Origin of the sequence: Shewanella spartinae, assembly GCF_019457555.1 — a bacterium.
Taxonomy (GTDB): Bacteria; Pseudomonadota; Gammaproteobacteria; order Enterobacterales; family Shewanellaceae; genus Shewanella; species Shewanella loihica.
In genome coordinates this window covers 3,294,594-3,312,809 of record NZ_CP080418.1, presented here as the reverse complement: position 1 = coordinate 3,312,809, position 18,216 = coordinate 3,294,594, and the positions used below count along the sequence as shown (strand labels likewise).

The 18,216-nt window shown below is 53.7% G+C and carries 17 protein-coding genes; 9 read left to right on the top strand and 8 right to left on the bottom strand.

What is annotated here, in order from left to right:
• Positions 1-22: 22 nt before the first annotated feature.
• Together ispA and xseB are read right to left on the bottom strand one after the other, a co-directional pair.
• Entirely contained in the window at positions 23-904 is an 882-nt protein-coding gene (gene ispA / locus K0I31_RS14420) for a (2E,6E)-farnesyl diphosphate synthase (protein ID WP_220078833.1), read from the bottom strand.
• Positions 905-1,144 (bottom strand): exodeoxyribonuclease VII small subunit, encoded by a 240-nt coding sequence (gene xseB / locus K0I31_RS14415; protein ID WP_011866566.1) that lies wholly within the window; start codon positions 1,142-1,144, stop codon positions 905-907.
• 395 nt (positions 1,145-1,539) lie between these two features.
• Here xseB and pomA point away from each other — a divergent pair, with 395 nt between their 5' ends.
• From pomA to thiI, 3 genes are all read left to right on the top strand, one after another.
• Entirely contained in the window at positions 1,540-2,307 is a 768-nt protein-coding gene (gene pomA / locus K0I31_RS14410; RefSeq protein WP_220043035.1) for a flagellar motor protein PomA, read from the top strand.
• A 4-nt stretch (positions 2,308-2,311) separates the two neighbouring features.
• Complete coding sequence (locus K0I31_RS14405) at positions 2,312-3,256, top strand: flagellar motor protein MotB (RefSeq protein ID WP_220078832.1); 945 nt, start codon at positions 2,312-2,314, stop codon at positions 3,254-3,256.
• Positions 3,257-3,510: 254 nt separating this feature from the next.
• Positions 3,511-4,968: a tRNA uracil 4-sulfurtransferase ThiI gene (gene thiI, locus K0I31_RS14400; protein ID WP_220078831.1), complete on the top strand. Its 1,458-nt coding sequence runs from the start codon at positions 3,511-3,513 to the stop codon at positions 4,966-4,968.
• A 356-nt stretch (positions 4,969-5,324) separates the two neighbouring features.
• Here the strand turns inward: thiI and K0I31_RS14395 are convergent, their stop codons facing one another.
• The gene (locus K0I31_RS14395; RefSeq protein ID WP_011866562.1) at positions 5,325-5,555 is read right to left on the bottom strand and encodes a hypothetical protein; all 231 of its coding nucleotides are present in this window, start codon (positions 5,553-5,555) and stop codon (positions 5,325-5,327) included.
• Between the two features lie 182 nt (positions 5,556-5,737).
• Here K0I31_RS14395 and K0I31_RS14390 point away from each other — a divergent pair, with 182 nt between their 5' ends.
• The 4 genes from K0I31_RS14390 (at position 5,738) to rlmM (ending at position 8,970) form a co-directional block, all read left to right on the top strand.
• A complete protein-coding gene (locus tag K0I31_RS14390; protein ID WP_011866561.1) occupies positions 5,738-6,649 on the top strand; it encodes a transcriptional regulator GcvA in 912 nt (303 codons plus the stop codon).
• Between the two features lie 60 nt (positions 6,650-6,709).
• The gene (locus K0I31_RS14385) at positions 6,710-7,405 is read left to right on the top strand and encodes an alpha/beta fold hydrolase (protein WP_220078830.1); all 696 of its coding nucleotides are present in this window, start codon (positions 6,710-6,712) and stop codon (positions 7,403-7,405) included.
• Complete coding sequence (locus tag K0I31_RS14380) at positions 7,398-7,787, top strand: DUF423 domain-containing protein (RefSeq protein ID WP_041509171.1); 390 nt, start codon at positions 7,398-7,400, stop codon at positions 7,785-7,787. The genes K0I31_RS14385 and K0I31_RS14380 overlap by 8 nt, the downstream gene beginning before the upstream one ends.
• A 91-nt stretch (positions 7,788-7,878) precedes the next feature.
• Positions 7,879-8,970, top strand: a complete 1,092-nt coding sequence (rlmM, locus tag K0I31_RS14375; protein WP_220078829.1) for a 23S rRNA (cytidine(2498)-2'-O)-methyltransferase RlmM — start codon at positions 7,879-7,881, stop codon at positions 8,968-8,970.
• A 140-nt stretch (positions 8,971-9,110) separates the two neighbouring features.
• Here rlmM and K0I31_RS14370 read toward each other — a convergent pair whose 3' ends face one another.
• The gene (locus K0I31_RS14370) at positions 9,111-10,118 is read right to left on the bottom strand and encodes an isocitrate dehydrogenase (RefSeq protein WP_011866557.1); all 1,008 of its coding nucleotides are present in this window, start codon (positions 10,116-10,118) and stop codon (positions 9,111-9,113) included.
• A gap of 299 nt (positions 10,119-10,417) precedes the next feature.
• Here K0I31_RS14370 and K0I31_RS14365 point away from each other — a divergent pair, with 299 nt between their 5' ends.
• Together K0I31_RS14365 and K0I31_RS14360 are read left to right on the top strand one after the other, a co-directional pair.
• Positions 10,418-13,231, top strand: coding sequence for an alpha/beta hydrolase family protein (locus K0I31_RS14365; RefSeq protein ID WP_220078828.1), 2,814 nt, complete (start codon positions 10,418-10,420; stop codon positions 13,229-13,231).
• A 131-nt stretch (positions 13,232-13,362) separates the two neighbouring features.
• Positions 13,363-13,845, top strand: coding sequence for a methyltransferase family protein (locus tag K0I31_RS14360; protein WP_220078827.1), 483 nt, complete (start codon positions 13,363-13,365; stop codon positions 13,843-13,845).
• Positions 13,846-13,868: 23 nt separating this feature from the next.
• Here the strand turns inward: K0I31_RS14360 and K0I31_RS14355 are convergent, their stop codons facing one another.
• The 4 genes from K0I31_RS14355 to K0I31_RS14340 all read right to left on the bottom strand — a co-directional run bounded on the left by K0I31_RS14355 (position 13,869) and on the right by K0I31_RS14340 (position 18,181).
• Positions 13,869-14,255: a DUF3192 domain-containing protein gene (locus K0I31_RS14355; protein ID WP_144203755.1), complete on the bottom strand. Its 387-nt coding sequence runs from the start codon at positions 14,253-14,255 to the stop codon at positions 13,869-13,871.
• A 152-nt stretch (positions 14,256-14,407) separates the two neighbouring features.
• Positions 14,408-15,178, bottom strand: a complete 771-nt coding sequence (gene xni / locus K0I31_RS14350) for a flap endonuclease Xni (protein ID WP_220078826.1) — start codon at positions 15,176-15,178, stop codon at positions 14,408-14,410.
• Between the two features lie 18 nt (positions 15,179-15,196).
• A complete protein-coding gene (gene ppnN, locus K0I31_RS14345; protein ID WP_220043027.1) occupies positions 15,197-16,549 on the bottom strand; it encodes a nucleotide 5'-monophosphate nucleosidase PpnN in 1,353 nt (450 codons plus the stop codon).
• Positions 16,550-16,624: 75 nt separating this feature from the next.
• Positions 16,625-18,181, bottom strand: a complete 1,557-nt coding sequence (locus K0I31_RS14340) for a GGDEF domain-containing protein (RefSeq protein WP_011866551.1) — start codon at positions 18,179-18,181, stop codon at positions 16,625-16,627.
• Positions 18,182-18,216 lie beyond the last annotated feature (35 nt).

Below are 18,216 nucleotides of genomic sequence, written 5' to 3'. Positions count from 1 at the left end.
AGCGAGATTCTTTGGCTCTTTATTATACTCTTCGCTCTATGATAAAACGGGCGAATTCGGCAATTAACTGGCTATTGTATGGTAATTTAGCCAGCGCTGATAGGGCGTCTTCGATCAAACTTTTCGCAGTCGCTTGGGCCCCGGATAAACCGAGTAGTTTCGGATAGGTACTCTTGTTCGATTCGCAGTCCGAGCCCTGGGGCTTACCCAGCTCTTCTGTACTGGCGATGATGTCCAGCACGTCGTCTTGTACCTGGAAGGCGAGGCCGATGGCGTCGGCAAATGTTAACAGATGGCTCGCTTGCTCATCTGTGACCTTGGCAGCAATGATAGGTAATTCTACTGCACAGCGAATCAAGGCGCCGGTTTTTAATCTGTGTAACCGCTTTAGGGTCTCGAGATCTATCTGTCTGTCGGTGGCGTTAAGATCCATCGCCTGACCACCACACATGCCGCTGTAGCCAGATGCCTTGGCAAGGGCGCGCACCATGGCCAGTTGTTGGCTGGCACTCAGCTCGCTGCCTTCCTGGCTGATGATCTCGAAGGCCAAGGTTTGCAGGGCATCGCCGGCCAGGATGGCGGTGGCCTCATTAAAGGCGATATGCACTGTCGGCTGGCCGCGGCGCAGGGCGTCGTCGTCCATCGCCGGTAGATCGTCGTGGATCAGCGAGTAGGCATGAATACATTCGATGGCGGCGGCGCAGGCATCTAGCCTTTCCAGTGGTACACCCAGCATCTCGCCCACGGCGTAGACCAGAAAGGGGCGGATACGTTTGCCGCCAATCAGGGCGCCGTGTTCCATGGCGGCCTTGAGTTGTGGCTCGGTATCGTCTTGTGCATTGATAAAATGGCGCAGCTGGCCGTCGACGCGCTGCTGGTATCGCGTTATCGCTTCATTTAGCAATTATTCGCCCTCTGGCAGATAGGGTTGCAAGCTGGGTTGATCTTGTTCCTGGGTCAAGATAGAGACTTTCTGTTGGGCCTGTTCGAGTTTGCCTTGGCTGTTTCTGACCAGATTGATGCCGCGCTCAAATTGTTTGAGGGCGTCATCCAGAGAGACATCGCCCTGCTCCAGGCTGGTTACGATGTTTTCTAATTCTGTGAGTGACTCTTCGAAGGTCAGGTTTTCAGGTTTTTTGGCCACGGTGATTTTCCCAAGAATTTAGCGACAGACAAAGTATCTCAGTCGACCCTAGGGGTCAAATTGCGCTGTCGTATATTTGTGCAATAGCACGCTTTAAGGAGGTTTTTTTATAAAAAATTGAATTTGTAGCTAAACTTGCGTGTAAGCTGTCCGATAATTGAATTAGAACAATACTCAATTTTGTCAGATATTATATCGTAAACTCCCGTCTGCGGTTAGGCGAATTCCCGTCTAATTGACGACTTTTGTGTCGTCGTCCAGGTCCTGGGAGATGCCTTTCATTGCAAGAGTGAGTAGAGTAGAGACCTGTCTCGAGATGATTATGGTGTTGACTGAGAGCTTGATCCCGAGATCAAGGTATTAGCAACGGCCGATACTGTAAATGAGGAAGAGTTGTGGATTTAGCGACCCTGATAGGCCTGATTGGTGCATTTGGTTTTATTATCGGAGCTATGGTCAGCAGTGGTGGTATCGCCATCTTTGTTGACGTGCCCTCTGTGCTTATCGTGATGATAGGCTCTCTGTTTGTGGTGATGATGAAATTTAACCTCAAACAGTTCCTCGGTGCGGTCAAGATCGCCGCAAAAGCCTTTATGTTCAAGATAGATAAGCCGGACGAGTTGATCGAGCAGTCGGTCACCATGGCCGATGCTGCCCGTAAGGGGGGCTTTCTGGCTCTGGAAGAGGCGGAGATCAGCAACAGCTTCATGCAGAAGGCGGTCGACATGTTGGTGGACGGCCATGACGGCGAGGTGGTGCGCGAAGCCCTAGAGAAGGATATCGCCCTTACCGAAGAGCGCCATAAAACGGGGATCAGCATCTTCAAGGCGCTGGGTGATGTGGCACCTGCCATGGGGATGATAGGTACCCTTATCGGTCTGGTGGCCATGCTGTCTAATATGGACGACCCTAAGTCTATCGGCCCCGCCATGGCGGTGGCCTTGTTGACTACGCTCTATGGCGCCGTGATTGCCAACATGATCGCCCTGCCGATCGCCGATAAACTCTCGCTGCGCATGGGCGAAGAGATGCTCAACCGCAACCTGATCATGGATGCGGTACTCGCCATTCAAGACGGTCAAAACCCTAGGGTTATCGAGGGCTTCTTGAAGAACTATCTCTCGGAGAAACAGCGGAATATAGACACGACGGACGGGGAATAGCCAGATGGCTAAGAAGGTCAAATGCGATTGTCCGCCCGCCGGGGCGCCCATGTGGTTGGCAACCTTTGCCGACCTCATGTCGCTATTGATGTGTTTCTTCGTCTTGCTGCTGGCCTTCTCCGAGATGGACGTGATGAAGTTTAAGCAGATCGCCGGGTCGATGAAGTATGCCTTCGGTGTGCAGAACAAGGTTGAAGTCAAAGATATTCCCAAGGGCACCTCGGTGATCGCGCTGGAGTTTCGCCCCGGTAAGCCAGAACCCACTCCCATCGAGATCATCAATCAGCAGACCAATGAGATGACCGAGCCCACCATTGAGGTGCAGGCAGGTGAAGACGACAGTGCCGGCGGCGTGCAGCAGCAGCGCGGTGAGCAGCGCGGCGGCGAGGCCTCATCGACGGCTCAGGAAGAGGCTGATGCCGAGGCTCAGGCGAAGCAACAGCAGCAGGAGGCCGCGTCACAGGATCAGATCAATGATCAAGTGAAGAAGATGGCCCAGGAGCTCAACAAGGAGATCGTCGACGGGGCGATCGAGATTGAGTCCTTGGGGCAGCAGATCATCATACGTATCCGAGAGAAGGGCGCCTTCTCATCGGGCTCTGGCTTCCTACAGCCAAGGTTTAAGCCGGTGATCCGCCGTGTGGGCGAGCTGCTCAAGGATGTGCCGGGGATCATTACCGTATCCGGTCACACGGATGATATGAATATCAGCAACGAGCTCTACAGCTCTAACTGGGATCTCTCCAGTAAACGCGCCGTGGCCGTGGCTCATGAGCTGGTGCGTGTGCCCGGCTTCGATCAGCAGCGGATGAAGGTGGTGGGCATGGCCAGCACGGCGCCGCTGGTGCCGAACGACTCTGCCGCCAATCGCGCCCGTAATCGCCGGGTCGAAATTGCCATCGAGCAGGGCAAGCCGAAAGAGTCAGACGAGATTCAAGTCGAGCAGTAGCCTGTCTATTTAGGTCTTAACTTAAGGCAAATAGTTTCAGATAAGGCGTCCACACCGGTGGACGCTTTTCATTTCTACCAGCCTATCCTCAGCCACTCTCTTCGGAGCGGATTATCCTAAGCTGAATAAATATTGCGCACATTAAGGGGGCGAGGGCAGAAAATCCCTGCCGAGTCGCTGATTTATGGGCATTTGTGCACCGGGCTTGGTATAATGGCAAGATTGCTGTTTAAAATTATTCCCGCGGAACGCCCATGAAATTTATCGTAAAACTCTTTCCTGAAATCATGATGAAAAGCAAACCGGTAAGAATGCGTTTTACCAAGATGCTTGAAACCAATATCCGAAATGTGCTGCGCAAGGTCGATGAAGAGGCCAGAGTGCAGCGTCAGTGGGATAAGATCATGGTCAGGGTGCCAGAAGACAAGCCTGAGATGATTGAGCGTTATGCCGAGCGTCTTGCCTGTATTCCGGGTATCGCCCATGTGCTGCAGGTGCGTGAGAGCACCTTCGAGTCGGTGGACGATATCTATCAGCAGACGCTGGCACTCTACAAAGATGAACTGGCCGGTAAGACCTTCTGTGTGCGGGTTAAGCGTAGCGGTAAGCATGAGTTTAACTCAATCGAGGTGGAGCGTTACGTGGGCGGTGGACTCAACCAGTTTACCGAGGCGGCCGGTGTCAGGCTGAAGAACCCCGACATGACGGTAAACCTAGAGATAGACAACGAGCATCTCTATCTGGTGGAGAAACGTATCGACGGCTTGGGCGGTTTCCCTATGGCGACCCAGGAAGATGTGCTGTCGCTGATCTCAGGTGGTTTCGACTCTGGGGTCTCCAGCTTCCAGTTTATCAAGCGCGGCTCTCGTACCCATTACTGCTTCTTTAACCTAGGCGGCGACCAACACGAGATAGGTGTGAAGCAGGTGGCCTATCATCTGTGGCAGAAGTATGGCGAGTCGCACAAGGTGAAATTTATCTCAGTGCCATTCGATCCTGTGGTGCAGGAGATCCTAGAGAAGATAGATAACGGCCAGATGGGCGTTATCCTTAAGCGCATGATGATGCGCGCCGCCAGCCGTATCGCCGAGAAGATGGGCATTCAGGCGCTGGTGACGGGTGAGGCGATGGGGCAGGTGTCCAGCCAGACTCTGACCAACCTGAATGTGATCGACCGCAGCACAGATATGCTGATTCTGCGTCCGCTGATCGTGATGGATAAGCAAGATATTATCAACATGACCCGCGAGATCGGCACCGAAGACTTTGCCAAGTCTATCCCTGAATACTGTGGCGTGATCTCACAGAAGCCTACGGTGAAGGCTGTGATGGGTAAGATCCTCGCCGAGGAGGAGAAGTTCTCCGAAGACTTGATCGACCGCGTGGTGGAAGCCGCTGAGGTGATCGATATTCGCGATATCGCCGTCAGCATGGATACCAAGATCACCGAGACTGAAACCGTCGATGCGGTATCCGGTGGTGAGGTTGTGGTTGATATCCGCTCGCCAGAAGAGGAGGAGCAGAGCCCGCTTAGCCTTAACGGCATCGAGGTGAAGTGTATTCCTTTCTTCAAGTTGGCGACCCAGTTTGCCGATCTCGATAAAGAGAAGACCTATCTGCTTTATTGCGACAGAGGCGTCATGAGCAAGCTACAGGCGCTCTACCTGCAGGAGCAGGGCTATCATAATGTGAAGGTCTATCGCCCCGCATAATGGCTTTAAGTGGCTCTCTTTAGAGAGCCAAGTATTAGAAAGCTAAGTATTAGAGAGCCAAGCATTCGAGATTAAGGCTGCCAGTGGGCGGCCTTTTTTATGGGCTGTTTCTATGGAGAACTTTCACCCATAGCGGTATAAAACCTTGGATCTGTTTAGCTTCTCACGTAACGTATCTGGCGGGTCGGTCTCGCCTTTACTGCCAGAGATGGGTTAGCTGTGTTGGTGGGCTTAAAGCTGGTGGGCATAAAAAAGCCGCATCATAAGACGCGGCTTGTTGCTTAGTGTTTGCAGCTGGCTATCGGTAGCTGCAGACTATTGTTAACTGCTGGCTATTGCTAGTTGCCGGCTGGCGATTACTCGGCGCGCTGGGCGCTGACGCTGGTGTCCGCCTGCTCGTCTTTCTGAGCAACCAGAATGGCGTTGAGGTCTTCATTCAGATCTTGTTGCATCTGCTCTAAGCCTTCGGCCAGTTGCGCGCTGATGGCGGCATGCAGGTCTGTGGTATCGATAACGATTTCATCGGCAGTGGCAGCGGTTGAGGCTGAGAGCAGTGCGATGGCAAATACAGTTTTAAAGTTAATCATAGTGGTCGCCTCCGGGCGGCATATCTTGGGGTGTCAGACACTCCCCAAATACGTCGTAGAGGCTGTCTAACTTCAATCATTTCGTTGGCGCAAAATTTAACCAAAACCCCTTCCCTTTACAAACGATAAAATGTAACAATACGGATTAGAAAAACTAATTAAAATGTGAGACAAGGATCACTATGTCGAGACGTTTACCTCCATTGAATGCGGTGAAGGCTTTCGAGGCTGCAGCCCGTCACTTAAGCTTTACGCGCGCCGCGGAAGAACTTTTTGTGACACAGGCCGCAGTAAGCCATCAGATTAAGGCATTAGAAGAATATTTAGGGCTAAAGCTCTTTCGTCGTAAGAACCGATCTTTGCTGCTGACCGAAGAGGGGCAGGGCTACTTTCTCGACATAAAAGATATCTTTGTGCAATTGGCCGATGCCACCGACAGATTGCTGGCCCGAAGCGCCATAGGCTCGCTCACGGTAAGCACTTCGCCCAGTTTCGCCATTCAGTGGCTGGTGCCGCGATTGGCGAATTTCAGCGAGAATAATCCCGACATCGACGTGCGGATCAAGGCGGTGGACGATGAGACCAGCAGCCTGACCGACGACGTGGATGTGGCCATCTATTACGGCATGGGCAACTGGCCAGGGCTGCGCGCCGATAAGCTGAGAAACGAGGTATTGATCCCTGTCTGTTCGCCCATGTTGCTCAGCGGCCCCAAGCCGTTATCTCAGCCGAGCGACCTGAAACATCACACCCTGCTGCACGACTCCAGCCGTCATGATTGGCAGGCTTGGTTTAGACAATGTGGAATTAATGACATTAATGTGAACCAGGGTCCTATCTTCAGTCACTCCTCCCTGGTATTGCAGGCTGCCGCTCACGGTCAGGGGGTCGCCTTGGGTTACAGCGTATTGGCCCGTCCCGACATCAAGGCCGGGCGCTTGGTGTGTCCTTTCCCCGAGGTGTTGGTGAGTAAGAACGCCTATTACCTGGTGTGCCAGCAAAACCACGCCGAGATAGGTAAGATAGTCGCTTTCAGAAAGTGGATGCTGGACATGTTCGAAGAGGAGTCTCGCAGCGAGCTGCTGCCGGGCTAACCCGATTGAATTACCTGGCTACGCCCTTTATGGGTGGTGAGCCAAAGATAAAGAGGCAAGATGAGTTTTACCCAAAAATTGAATGCGCGGCTCGAGGCGGCCGAGTTGCCCGCGAGCCAGTGCCTAATCTCGGGCCCGCTGGATGACAATGCGCTGGCCTGCGATACCTTAGTGTTGCTGGCCCATGGGGCTGGCGCCAACATGGCACACGATTTCATGGCGCAGATGGCTGAGCGTCTCGCAGGCCAGGGGCTTGGGGTGATCCGCTTTAATTTTCCCTACATGCGGAATAACGCCATAGATGGTAAGCGCAGGCCGCCGGACAGGGCGCCTAAGCTGATTAAGGATTTTAGCCTGCTGTTAGAGACGGTGCGTGAGGTCTATAAGCCCAAGCGCCTTATAGTCATGGGCAAGTCCATGGGCGGACGCATGGCGGCGATACTCGCTGGCGAGCAAGCCGTCGATGGGGTTATCTGCTTGGGTTATCCCTTCGTGCCGCCCAAAGGGGGCGAGCCCAGACTCGAGCCTATCGCCGAGTGTCAGGCGCCGCTCCTGGTGATACAGGGGGAGCGCGATAAATTTGGCGCCAAGGGGCAGGTCGAACCTTGGCTTGCACCTTTTAAGGTCAAACTAGTATGGTTAGCCGATGGCGATCATAGTTTTCTACCAAGAAAGTCGTCAGGCACGACCCAAAGCGCTAATCTGGATTTGGCAGTCTCACACAGTATTAAATTTATTAGGGGGTTAGATGCGTAAAGGGTTTTTATTGCTGGCAGCCTTGAGTGGTTTTTTAGCCGTGGCTCTGGGAGCCTTCGGCGCCCATGGACTCAAGCAGGTGACCACGCCAGAGATGATCGACATCTTTAATCTAGGGGTCGAGTATCAGTTTTATCACACCTTTGCACTGATCGCCGTGGCCTTTAGCGGTCACTGGCTCAAGTCGCGCCTTATCGACTGGGCGGGCTACCTGTTCCTGTTGGGCATAGTGATGTTTTCCGGCTCCCTCTACCTCTACGTGTTGGTGGGTAGCAAGTGGACTGGCCCTGTGACGCCTATGGGTGGCGTCTGCTTCCTGCTGGGTTGGTTGTTCATCGCGGTGGCCGTGTGGCGTAATCGCGTGGTGGAGCTGGACGATTAACCGGCCATTAAGATAATCGTATTCATTTTCGAGAAAGTGTAGAATGGCGCCCCAATGATATGGGTCGCCATTTTTTATTCAGGATCTTCCTATGATAAACCTATTTTTATATTGCCGTGCCGGCTACGAGAAAGACTGCGCCGCCGAGATCCAGCAGCGAGCCGCGGAGCTGAATGTTGGCGGCTTTGTAAAGACTAATCGTAACGATGGTTACGTGATTTTTCAGTGCTTCCAGGCGGGAGATGCCGATCTGTTGGCCGAGCAGATCGAGCTGGACTCCTTGATCTTCACCCGTCAGATGTTTGCCGCCAATGAGTTGCTCAAAGATCTGCCCGAAGGGGATCGCGTCACGCCCATCGTCGATGCCCTGGCTAAGGTGAGCAAGGCGGGCGAGCTCAGAGTCGAGACGCCAGATACCAATGAGGCCAAGGAGCTATCGACCTTCTGTCGTAAGTTAACCGTGCCTTTGAGACAGGCGCTGAAACGCAGCGGCGCCCTGCTTGAGAAGGAAAACCCTAAGCGTCCTATCATACATGTTTGTTTTGTCGGGCCGGGTACCGCCTATGTGGGCTACTCCCTGAGCCACAACAGCTCGCCCTATTTCATGGGGATCCCCAGACTCAAGATGGCCAGCGATGCGCCGAGCCGCTCGACCCTCAAGCTGGACGAGGCCTTCATTCACTTTATCCCTAAGTCGGAGCAGGAGCAGCGTCTGCGCAGCGGCATGAACTCTGTGGATCTCGGCGCCTGCCCAGGAGGCTGGACCTATCAGCTGGTGCGCCGCGGCATGTTTGTGGCGGCGGTGGACAACGGCCCCATGGCGCAAAACCTGATGGACACCGGGCAGGTGAGACACTATCAGGCCGACGGTTTCCGTTTCGAACCGCCTAAGAAGAATATCTACTGGCTGGTGTGCGACATGGTTGAGAAGCCCTCGCGAGTAGCGGAGCTGATGGAGGCCTGGGCGATCAACGGCTGGTTCAAGGAAGCGATATTTAACCTTAAGCTGCCGATGAAGAGCCGCTACAAAGAGGTATCGACCATCCTGGAGACCATGCAAGAGGTGCTAAGGGAAAATGGTATCGACGACTTCCACCTGGCCTGTAAGCATCTGTACCACGACAGAGATGAGGTGACAGTGCATCTCTGGCTGAAACCTAGCGTCGGTTTTAATTTTGGTTAATAACAGGATCCATGGTTCACAACAGAATCATTGGTTAACTTAAGAAATGTCGGTTAACTACCGAATTTTCGGATAATAAAAAGCCCCGCGATTGCGGGGCTTTTTGTTTTAGCTTATTCGCTTACGGCTTACTTGGTCTATTACAGACGCTCGAGTACCGCCTGAGTGAAGTCAGAAGTACCGTGAGTACCGCCAAGGTCGCGAGTCGTGCGATCGCCTTCTTCGATCACGGCAGAAACCGCCGCGCGAATGGCTTGTGCCTTGTCTGACATGCCCAGGTATTCCAGCATCTGGATTGATGCCAGGATCACTGACGTTGGGTTAGCCAGGTTCTTACCTGCGATATCTGGCGCGCTGCCGTGTACCGCTTCGAAGATCGCCGCGTTCTTGCCGATGTTGGCGCCAGGTGCCATACCCAGGCCGCCCACCAGACCGGCACACAGATCCGATAGGATGTCGCCGAACAGGTTGGTGGTGACGATCACGTCGAAGTTTTCTGGGTTCATCACCAGCTTCATGCAGGTCGCGTCGACAATCATCTCTTCAGTGGTGATGTCTGGGTAACGCTGGCTTACTTCACGAGCTACCTTCAGGAACAGGCCTGAGGTCGACTTCATGATGTTAGCCTTGTGAACGATAGTCACCTTCTTACGACCCTCTTTGCGCGCTAGCTCGTAAGCGAAGGTAGTGATCTGCTCGGCACCCTGACGGGTAATGATACTGGTGGCTTCCGCCGTCGCACCATCTTCTGAAACGGTTTGACCTAGGCCTGAGTACATGCCTTCGGTGTTTTCACGTACCGTGATGATGTCGATGTTGTCATAACGTGCCTGAGTGCCTTTAAAAGACAATACAGGGCGTACGTTGGCATATAAGCCGAATTTTTTACGTAAAGTGACGTTGATTGAGGTGAAACCTTCGCCGACAGGGGTCGTTAGTGGCCCTTTCAGCGTGATACGGTTCTTCTCGATCATATCCAATGTACGTTGAGGTAGAAGTTCACCTTGCTTCTCAAGTGCGGCTAGGCCAGCATCGGCAAATTCGTATTCGAAATCACATCCAGCTTTATCTAAGATCTTGATTGCTGAGTCGATTATGCTTGGGCCAATCCCATCACCCGGGATAACGGTAATAGTTCTTTTTGACATGGAGAGTCCTTCCACGGTTGGTCGTTACTGCTATTGTCTGACCATGTCGAAAGACACGGTGTTATGACTATGAATTTTTAGAATCTTATCGGTCTTATTTTAACTACTTTTGCGCAAATTTCACAGGAAATAGTGAGCAATCTCACGTTTTTTTGTGTAGGCTAACTTGCAATAACAAAGGCTAATGACGATGATTGATCCTTAAGCGTTAAAAAAGTCTACTTTAGTCTAATAACCCAGGCTACATCCGTTAATGACAAGCTGCATCCGTTAATAATAAGTTAAAAACGAGGAAGACCTTGAAGCCATTACCGACCCTATCCCTCTTGTGTGCCAGTCTCTTTTCTTGCGCCGCCTTCAGCGCCGATGTGACACCCGATGTCATCATGAAATTCGAATCTCTCAATAAGCCAGTGCTCGCCGCCAATGGCAGTGCCTTTGCCGTCGAGGTCAGTCCCGACAGGGGAGACAGTCACGGCATGGTGAAGCGCCTAGGCAGCGAGCAAAGTTTTACCGTGGCGGGTGGCAGCAAGCCGCTGATCAGCCATGATGGCCGTTTCGCCGCCTTTGCCATCGCGCCAGCCTTGCTCGAGCAGGAAAAAGCCAGCCCCAAGGCCCGCAAGAAACTTAAGGCCGGTCTGGCGCTGCTGGACACTCAATCTGGCAAAGAGACCCGTTATGACAAGGTGAAGGAGTTTGCCTTTAACGATGCCGGGACTCATCTGGCCATCTGGTATGAGGCAGGTGAAGAGGCCGATAGCGATAAGAAAGATGAGCCGGAAGCTAACGACAAGAATAACGAGGCTAAGCCTGCACTCGCTGCCAAGAAGCCCAAAGTCGATAAGTATGACAAGGGCCGCACCTTAGAGGTGGTGAACCTGAAGGCGGGTAAGAGTGAGAAAATCGCCCATGTGACCGCCTTTTATTTCGATAAGGCGGGTCGCCAGCTGGTGGTGGCACAAAACGATATCGCCAACAATCTGCACAGAGTGCAGCGTATGGATCTTGCCAGCGGTGAGCTGCAGGTGATTGCCGGTTATGTGGATCAACAAGTAGGCGCCGTATCGGCCAGCGAAGATGGCAAATATGTTGCCTTCACCTATGGTAAGGCCGGCGATGCGCCCTGGGGTCGTGAATATCATCTCGCCCTGCATCAAGTGGGTAGCGACAAGTTGCATCAGGTGGCCAACGCCAAAGAGTGGACCCTTAACCGTTACAGCGAGCTGACCTTCTCCGAGGACAGTAAGCGTCTGTTCTTCGGCCGTGTGCCCGAGGTGAGTCAGCAGCTAGAGCTGCCTAAGGTGGCCAAGGCGGACGATCTCTATGATCCTGAGGTGATCACAGGCCAGCGCGAACTCAGGGTTTGGCATGGGGACGACCCACGTATCAAGCCAAACGAGGTCAAGCAGTACAAGAAAGAATTGAAACGCACCTATCTGGCGGTGTTACACCTTGGCTCTAAGCAGGTGGTGCAGCTGGCCGATCAGGCGGTGCCGGATATTGAGCTTGGTCAGCAGCAGCGCTTCATGCTCGCCAGCACAGATGTGCCTTACCTTAAGATGATCACCTGGGCCGGTTTCTACCGCGACTATTATCTGGTGGATCTCAATACTGGGCGCAAGCAGGCGTTTCTCGTTCAGCAACCTGTTTCCGAGAAGCCGTCGCTGTCGCCTAACGAGCGCTTCGTGGCCTATTATCAGCAGGGCAATATCTTCCTGTATCAGATCGCTCAGGATAGCCGGGTCAAGCTGACCAAAGATTTCAAGACGCCGTTTGCCGATGAAGATCATGACTATCCGTCTGTGGCGCCAAGCTATGGACTAGGCCCTTGGCTCGAAGATGGTTCGGCCTTCCTGGCCTACGATAAGTATGATATCTGGCAGTTCAATACCGACTCTCGCGATGCGTTTCGTATCACGGCCGCCAAGGGACGTAAGGCGCAGATCCAGTATCGCGTTACGGGCTTGCTAGACAAGGCGGACAAGCCGGATCTGCTAAAGGCGGATCAGAGCCTGCTACTGCATGGCTATAACGAGCGCACCAAGGGCGACGGTTTCTACAGCGCCAAGGTGGGCGTCTCTGGCGTCAAGCCGCTGATGGAGGGCGACTATAAGCTCAAGCTGCTGGCCCGCGCCGAAGAGAGTGATAAGGTGCTGTATTCTAAGGAGCGTTATGATCTCTACCCGGATCTCTACGCCAGCGATCTGCAAAGCCCTGAGCAGGCGATCCGCCAGACCCGTCTCGACGACCAGAAGCGTCAGCTCGATTGGGGTAAGGCCGAGTTGGTGCACTGGACCAATGGTGATGGCAAGCCGCTCGATGGCATGCTGATCAAGCCCTCTAACTATGTGGCCGGTAAGCGCTACCCTGTGCTGGTCTATTTCTACCGTTTCATGAGCGACAGACTGCATGCCTTCCCAGACATGAAGCTGAACCACAGACCAAACTTCGCCTGGTATGCCGATAACGGCTACGCCATCTTCCTGCCAGATATCCGTTTCGAGGTGGGTTATCCAGGTGCAAGCTCGGTTCAGGCGCTGACCTCTGGGGTGCAGAAGCTTATCGATATGGGCATCGCCGATCCCGATGGCGTGGGCATCCAGGGTCACTCCTGGGGCGGTTACCAGACCGCCTTTGCCGTGACACAGACCTCTATCTTCAAGGCGGCGGTCACCGGCGCGCCTGTATCTAACATGACCAGCGCCTACAGCGGCATTCGTCATGGCACTGGGCTTGCGCGTCAGTTCCAATATGAGACGGGACAGAGCCGTATCGGTGAGAGCCTGTTTAAGGCGCCGCAGAAATATATCGAAAACTCCCCCGTCTTCTATGTCGAGCGGATCAAGACGCCTATGATGATCATGTTTGGCGACAAAGACGACGCAGTGCCTTGGGAGCAAGGGGTTGAGCTGTATCTGGCGATGCGCCGTGCGGGTAAGGATGTGGTGTTCCTCCAGTATCAGGATGAGCCACATCACCTGAAAAAATACCCTAACAAGGTCGACTATAGCCTGCGCATGATGCAATACTTCGATCACTACCTGAAGGGCAAGCCAGCGCCTAAGTGGCTGTCTGAGGGAGAGGCCTATCAAGAGTATAAGAAGGCGGGCTAAGCCCAACTTGTATACCTTAAGCCGGGCCTAGCCCGGCTTTTTTATGGTGTATCTTAATAGTGTGCTGCACCCTAAGATAATTAAGCGTCTGGGTGTTTGAGGAATTAAAGGATTAAGGAGAGCGAAACAATATGGAGCAGGACATGACAGATACCGACAGCAAGGGCGCCAGCGTCAGGGTGCCGCCGCCCTTGATCTTTATCATCTCCATGGGCCTGGCTTTGGCCTTAGAGTGGCGCTATCCCATGGGGCTGACGAGTCACCCCATAGGTCAGATAGCCGGTGGCGCCTTGCTGCTGGCAACTAGCTTAGTCTTGCTGCATATAATGCTCATTTTCAGGCGACGTCAGACCGCCATCGAGCCCTGGAAGCCTACCTCCAGCATTATCACCTCTGGCTATTATCGTTATAGCCGCAATCCCATCTATTTGGCCTTCTGCGGCTTTCCCATTGGATTAGGGCTCTTATTAGCCTCCCCTTGGTTATTGCTCAGCACCTTGCCCGCCTGTTTCGGGGTCTATTGGTTGGCGATCCGCCGTGAGGAGGTCTACCTGCTGGCAAAGTTTCCTAAGGAGTATGGGGCGTATCTATTGAGTGTCAGGCGCTGGTTGTAACAGCGCCTGTTCTATCTTGGCGGTTAGCCGCCGATGGGAGAGTCGAGATATTGCTGATAGGTGTCCTGGCCCCAGGCGATCAGCTTGTTGTTCTTAAACAGTAGCGGGGTACATTCGTCGCGGGTGGTCTCGCCGTCCGACTTGCTGTGATGGGTGCGATAGAAGAGTACCTGTAGGGTATCTTGATTGCTGCTCTTGGCCTCGGAAAAATCGGCCTTACCCATGAGTGTCTTGATCTGTTCTATCGGTTGTCCTATGGACAGTTCGGTTAACTTGGCGTTGTTGTAGGCCTGTCTGTCTTCCCAGTCCATATCGTCTGGCGTGGGTTCATAAACCAGGACGACGACGGCGACAAAGGCCAGATAGGCCGCGAAGATTGAGCCTATGATCACTGGAACTTTAGATTTCATCTTACCTTGGGATCCTTCCATGCTGCGGGTGTATCTGCAGTGGATTAAACCACTGCAACATATTGCTTACAATATAAAGCAGATGAAAAAGGTATGGTAGTACCGTTATTGCTTACAGGTGCGAGAACGCCAACAAATAAGTAAGCGAATGTTTACGCCTTGGCCGTCTGCTCGACCCTGAAGTTAGCCAGACGGGTATTGAGGGGGATATCGGTCTGCAGTTGCACCAGTTTATAGCTCAATCTCGCTAGCGAGCGTCCCTCTTCGAGCTTCTTAGCCTGCTTAGCGCCTATCTTATCCAGGGAGGCGTAGACGTTGGCCAGGGTGCGGAAGGTCTTTAGCAGCTCACTGGCCGACTTAGGGCCGATACCCGGGATACCGGGGATCTTGTTGCCGCTGTCGCCCGCCATGGCGAGAAAATCGATGAACTGACTCCTATCGACGCCGAGCTGACGCTCGCGATCTTCTATGGTTATCGACTGCTGATTGAAGTGATCCCACAGCTGTATCTGGGGGGAAAGCAGCTGGGTAAAGCCCTTGTCGGTGGAGACAATGATCGCCTCTCCCTTGGCCTGTACCATCTTGCTGGCCAGGGTGGCGATAACATCGTCGGCCTCGGCTATGGCGTCGATGGAGTGAAAGCCGCGCTCGGCGAGGTGCTGCTTAAGGGCGGGCAGCGCTTGACTCAAGGCCTCTGGCATGGGCTTGCGCCCCTTCTTATAGTCGTCATAGAGCTTCTTACGCCAGGAGATGGCATCGCCATCCCAGACCAGGGTGACATGGCTGGGGTTGTGTTTGCTCAGCAGCTTACGGCAGGCGGAGGTGACCCGTTCCGGCAGGCCATTAACATCGTTCTCGTTAGGCTGGGCGGCGTGGATGCGCCGCACCAGGTTGAGTCCATCTATGATTAAAAATCGGTTCATCTTGTCTCTAACATAGGGTTAAGTGGCGATCCGATAGCAGGGGACATAGGCACTGCCGGGTAGCTTCATGCGCTGCTGATCCACGAAGGCCTGCAGCAGGGTGTCCATCAATTTCATCAGCTGCTTGTCGCCCCTGAGCTCGAAGGGGCCGGAGCGCTCTATCTCTCGCATGGTGTCCATCTTGACGTTGCCCGCCACTATACCAGAAAAGGCGCGTCGCAGGTTGGCCGCAAGATCCGCCTTGTTGGGCTGGAAGTAGAGGTTGAGGTTGTTCATGATCTCATGATCGGGAACGAAGGGCAGCTGAAACTCGGGCTCTATCTTCAGCGACCAGTTGTACTGGTAGGAATCGCCCGTGTCTCTGCGGTGCTGCTTGATGACTGTCATGCCGTGGCTCATGATCCGCGCGACCCGCACAGGATCATCGATGACGATCTCATACTTGCTCTGGGCCTCTTCGCCCAAGGTGGCGGCGACAAACTCATCTATCTTGGTAAAGTAATCGGCGCTCTCCCTCGGACCTGTGAGCACCAAGGGGAAGGGGATGTTGGCATTTTCCTTGTTGAGCAAGATCCCCAGCAGGTAGAGCAGCTCCTCGGCGGTGCCGGCGCCACCGGGGAAGATCACTATGCCGTGTCCCAGGCGGACGAAGGCCTCAAGGCGTTTCTCGATATCGGGCAAGATCACCAGCTCGTTGACTATCTGATTGGGGGGCTCGGCGGCGATGATACTGGGCTCGGTCAGACCGACATAGCGGGCGGTGCGCACCCGCTGCTTGGCATGGCCGATGGCGGCGCCCTTCATGGGGCCCTCCATGGCACCCGGGCCGCAGCCGGTACAGATATCCATGCTCCGCAGGCCCAGCTCGTAACCTACCTCTCGGGTGTATTGGTATTCGTTTTCATCTATGCTGTGGCCGCCCCAGCAGACCACTAGGTTGGGATCCTGACGGGGGATCACCTGGGCGTTTCTCAGTATGTCGAACACCACGTTGGTGATATGGCTGGAGTTGGTCAGGTTGATATGTTTCAGATTGTCGTAGCGATCGCTGAGGTAGACGATATCCCTGAGGACGGCAAACAGATGCTCCTGGATCCCGGCGATGATGTTGCCATCGACGAAGGCGGCCTCGGGGGGATTGACCAGCTCTATCTTGATGCCGCGCTCGCGCCTGAGCACGTTGATATTGAAGTTACTGTACTGTTCAAACAGGGTGCAGGCGTTGTCGCTCTTTAATCCTGAGGCGAGTACCGCCAGGGAGCAGCTGCGAAAGAGTTGGTAGAGTTCACTGCTAGCGTTTTGCTTGAGGCGATCAACTTCCAGCTGGGAAAGTTGATCCATACTGCCTCTGGGACTGATATTGACGATCATGGCGACTCCTTAGCAGTAGACCCAAAGCCATGACACCGGGGAAAAGGGTGGAAACTCCTGGGGAAGGCCCCAGGATTAGGCGTCAATAATCACTCTGTCTCTGCTTTCATGTTTGGCCTTGTAGAGTGCTGCGTCGGCGCGTTCGAAGGTTTCGCTTATCTGCTCGTTTTCAAGAATTTGTGCAGCACCTATTGATACTGTAACTGTAATTCTCTGATTTTTAAACTTAAAGGGAATATTTTTTACTTTCTCCCTCACGCGATTCAACAGCTGCTCTATGTCGTTGGCCGACACATCCGGAATGAGGAGGACAAATTCTTCACCGCCGTAGCGGGCCACAAACTCAGATTCACGCAGGGAGTTTTTCAGTGCCATGGCGATCACCTGTAGCGTCTTATCCCCAGTGCTGTGGCCGAAGTTATCGTTGATGGATTTGAAGTGATCTATGTCGGCAACCGCCACCCATAGCGGATGACGATGGCGTTGATAGTTGCGGAACTCCTGCTCCATACGCTCTTCCAGCGCCGCGCGGTTGGGCAGCTGGGTCAGGGTGTCGAGCAGGTTGAGTTTCTGCTGCTCGAACAGACGCTCTTTATAGGCGTTGGCCTCTTTGCTCAGCTCGTTGAGCTCGTCGCGCATCGTCTCCATCGATTTGCGCAGCATCGCCTGTTCGCGCTGCTCCAGCGCCTCCTTGCGCCCGAGGGCGGTGCGGATAGAAGCGAGTTGCTCAGTGACCTGCAGCTTGAGGTGGTCTATGTCATCGATGTCTATGATGGCATCGCCTACATTGTCGACCCGCGAGTTGATCTCACGGTTGAGCTGCTTCTTCAGCTGATAGCTGCGCTGGTTGCTGTTGTAGGAGTCATTCACCACCTCACGCACCGCTGAGAGGGCATCGTTAAGGGCGTAGAGGAACTCCTGAGAGGCGCTCTTCTCCAGCGCAATATTTTCCAGCAGCAGTGAGAGTATGGTCTGATAGGCGTCGATAAGACCGTCGACATCAATCTCGGCAGCCAGGTAATCCTTGATCACTAGTACCTGATCGCGCTGATCCTTACGAAACTCGATCTCAGAGATCATCTGTGCCAGCTCGTGGGCCAGCTGCCTGTGTTTCGGCAGAACCTCTAGCTTGTCGCCCTGGCTGAGCTGCTCATGCATGATGGCTTCGAAGAAGCCCACCAGGCGCTCTACCTTAGGAAAGTAGTCCCAGTAAGTATGAAATGGCTTGCCGAGATCTTGCTTGTAGTAGGCGATCTCTTTCTTGAGTTTGTCCGGTACCGAGTCTACACGCTGTAGCTGACGGATCACCTTTGCGAGGCTGGCGCGGCCATCTTCGAGCTGTCCCATCACATGATGGTACTGCTGCTTGAGTAGCTGCTCGACCTCGAGCAGGTCCGGCAAGACCTCGTCGATATGTTCGACGTTGATAAGGTTGTGGCGCAGCTTGGCCAGCTTGTTGTCCAGCTCTATGCTCTGACCCTTACAGGCGAGGCTGAGATGTCCGATAAATTGCAGCAGTGAGCTCTGGCTCTGGGCCTTCTGATCGTTGAGTTCGGCCAAGGCGATTTTGGCAGAATGGAGTTTCTGCTGAAGGAGCGATACCTGGGAGAGGCTTGTCATAGCGTCTTTCATTCTAGACCTTATCAATAAGCTTCAGCGTCAGTTTA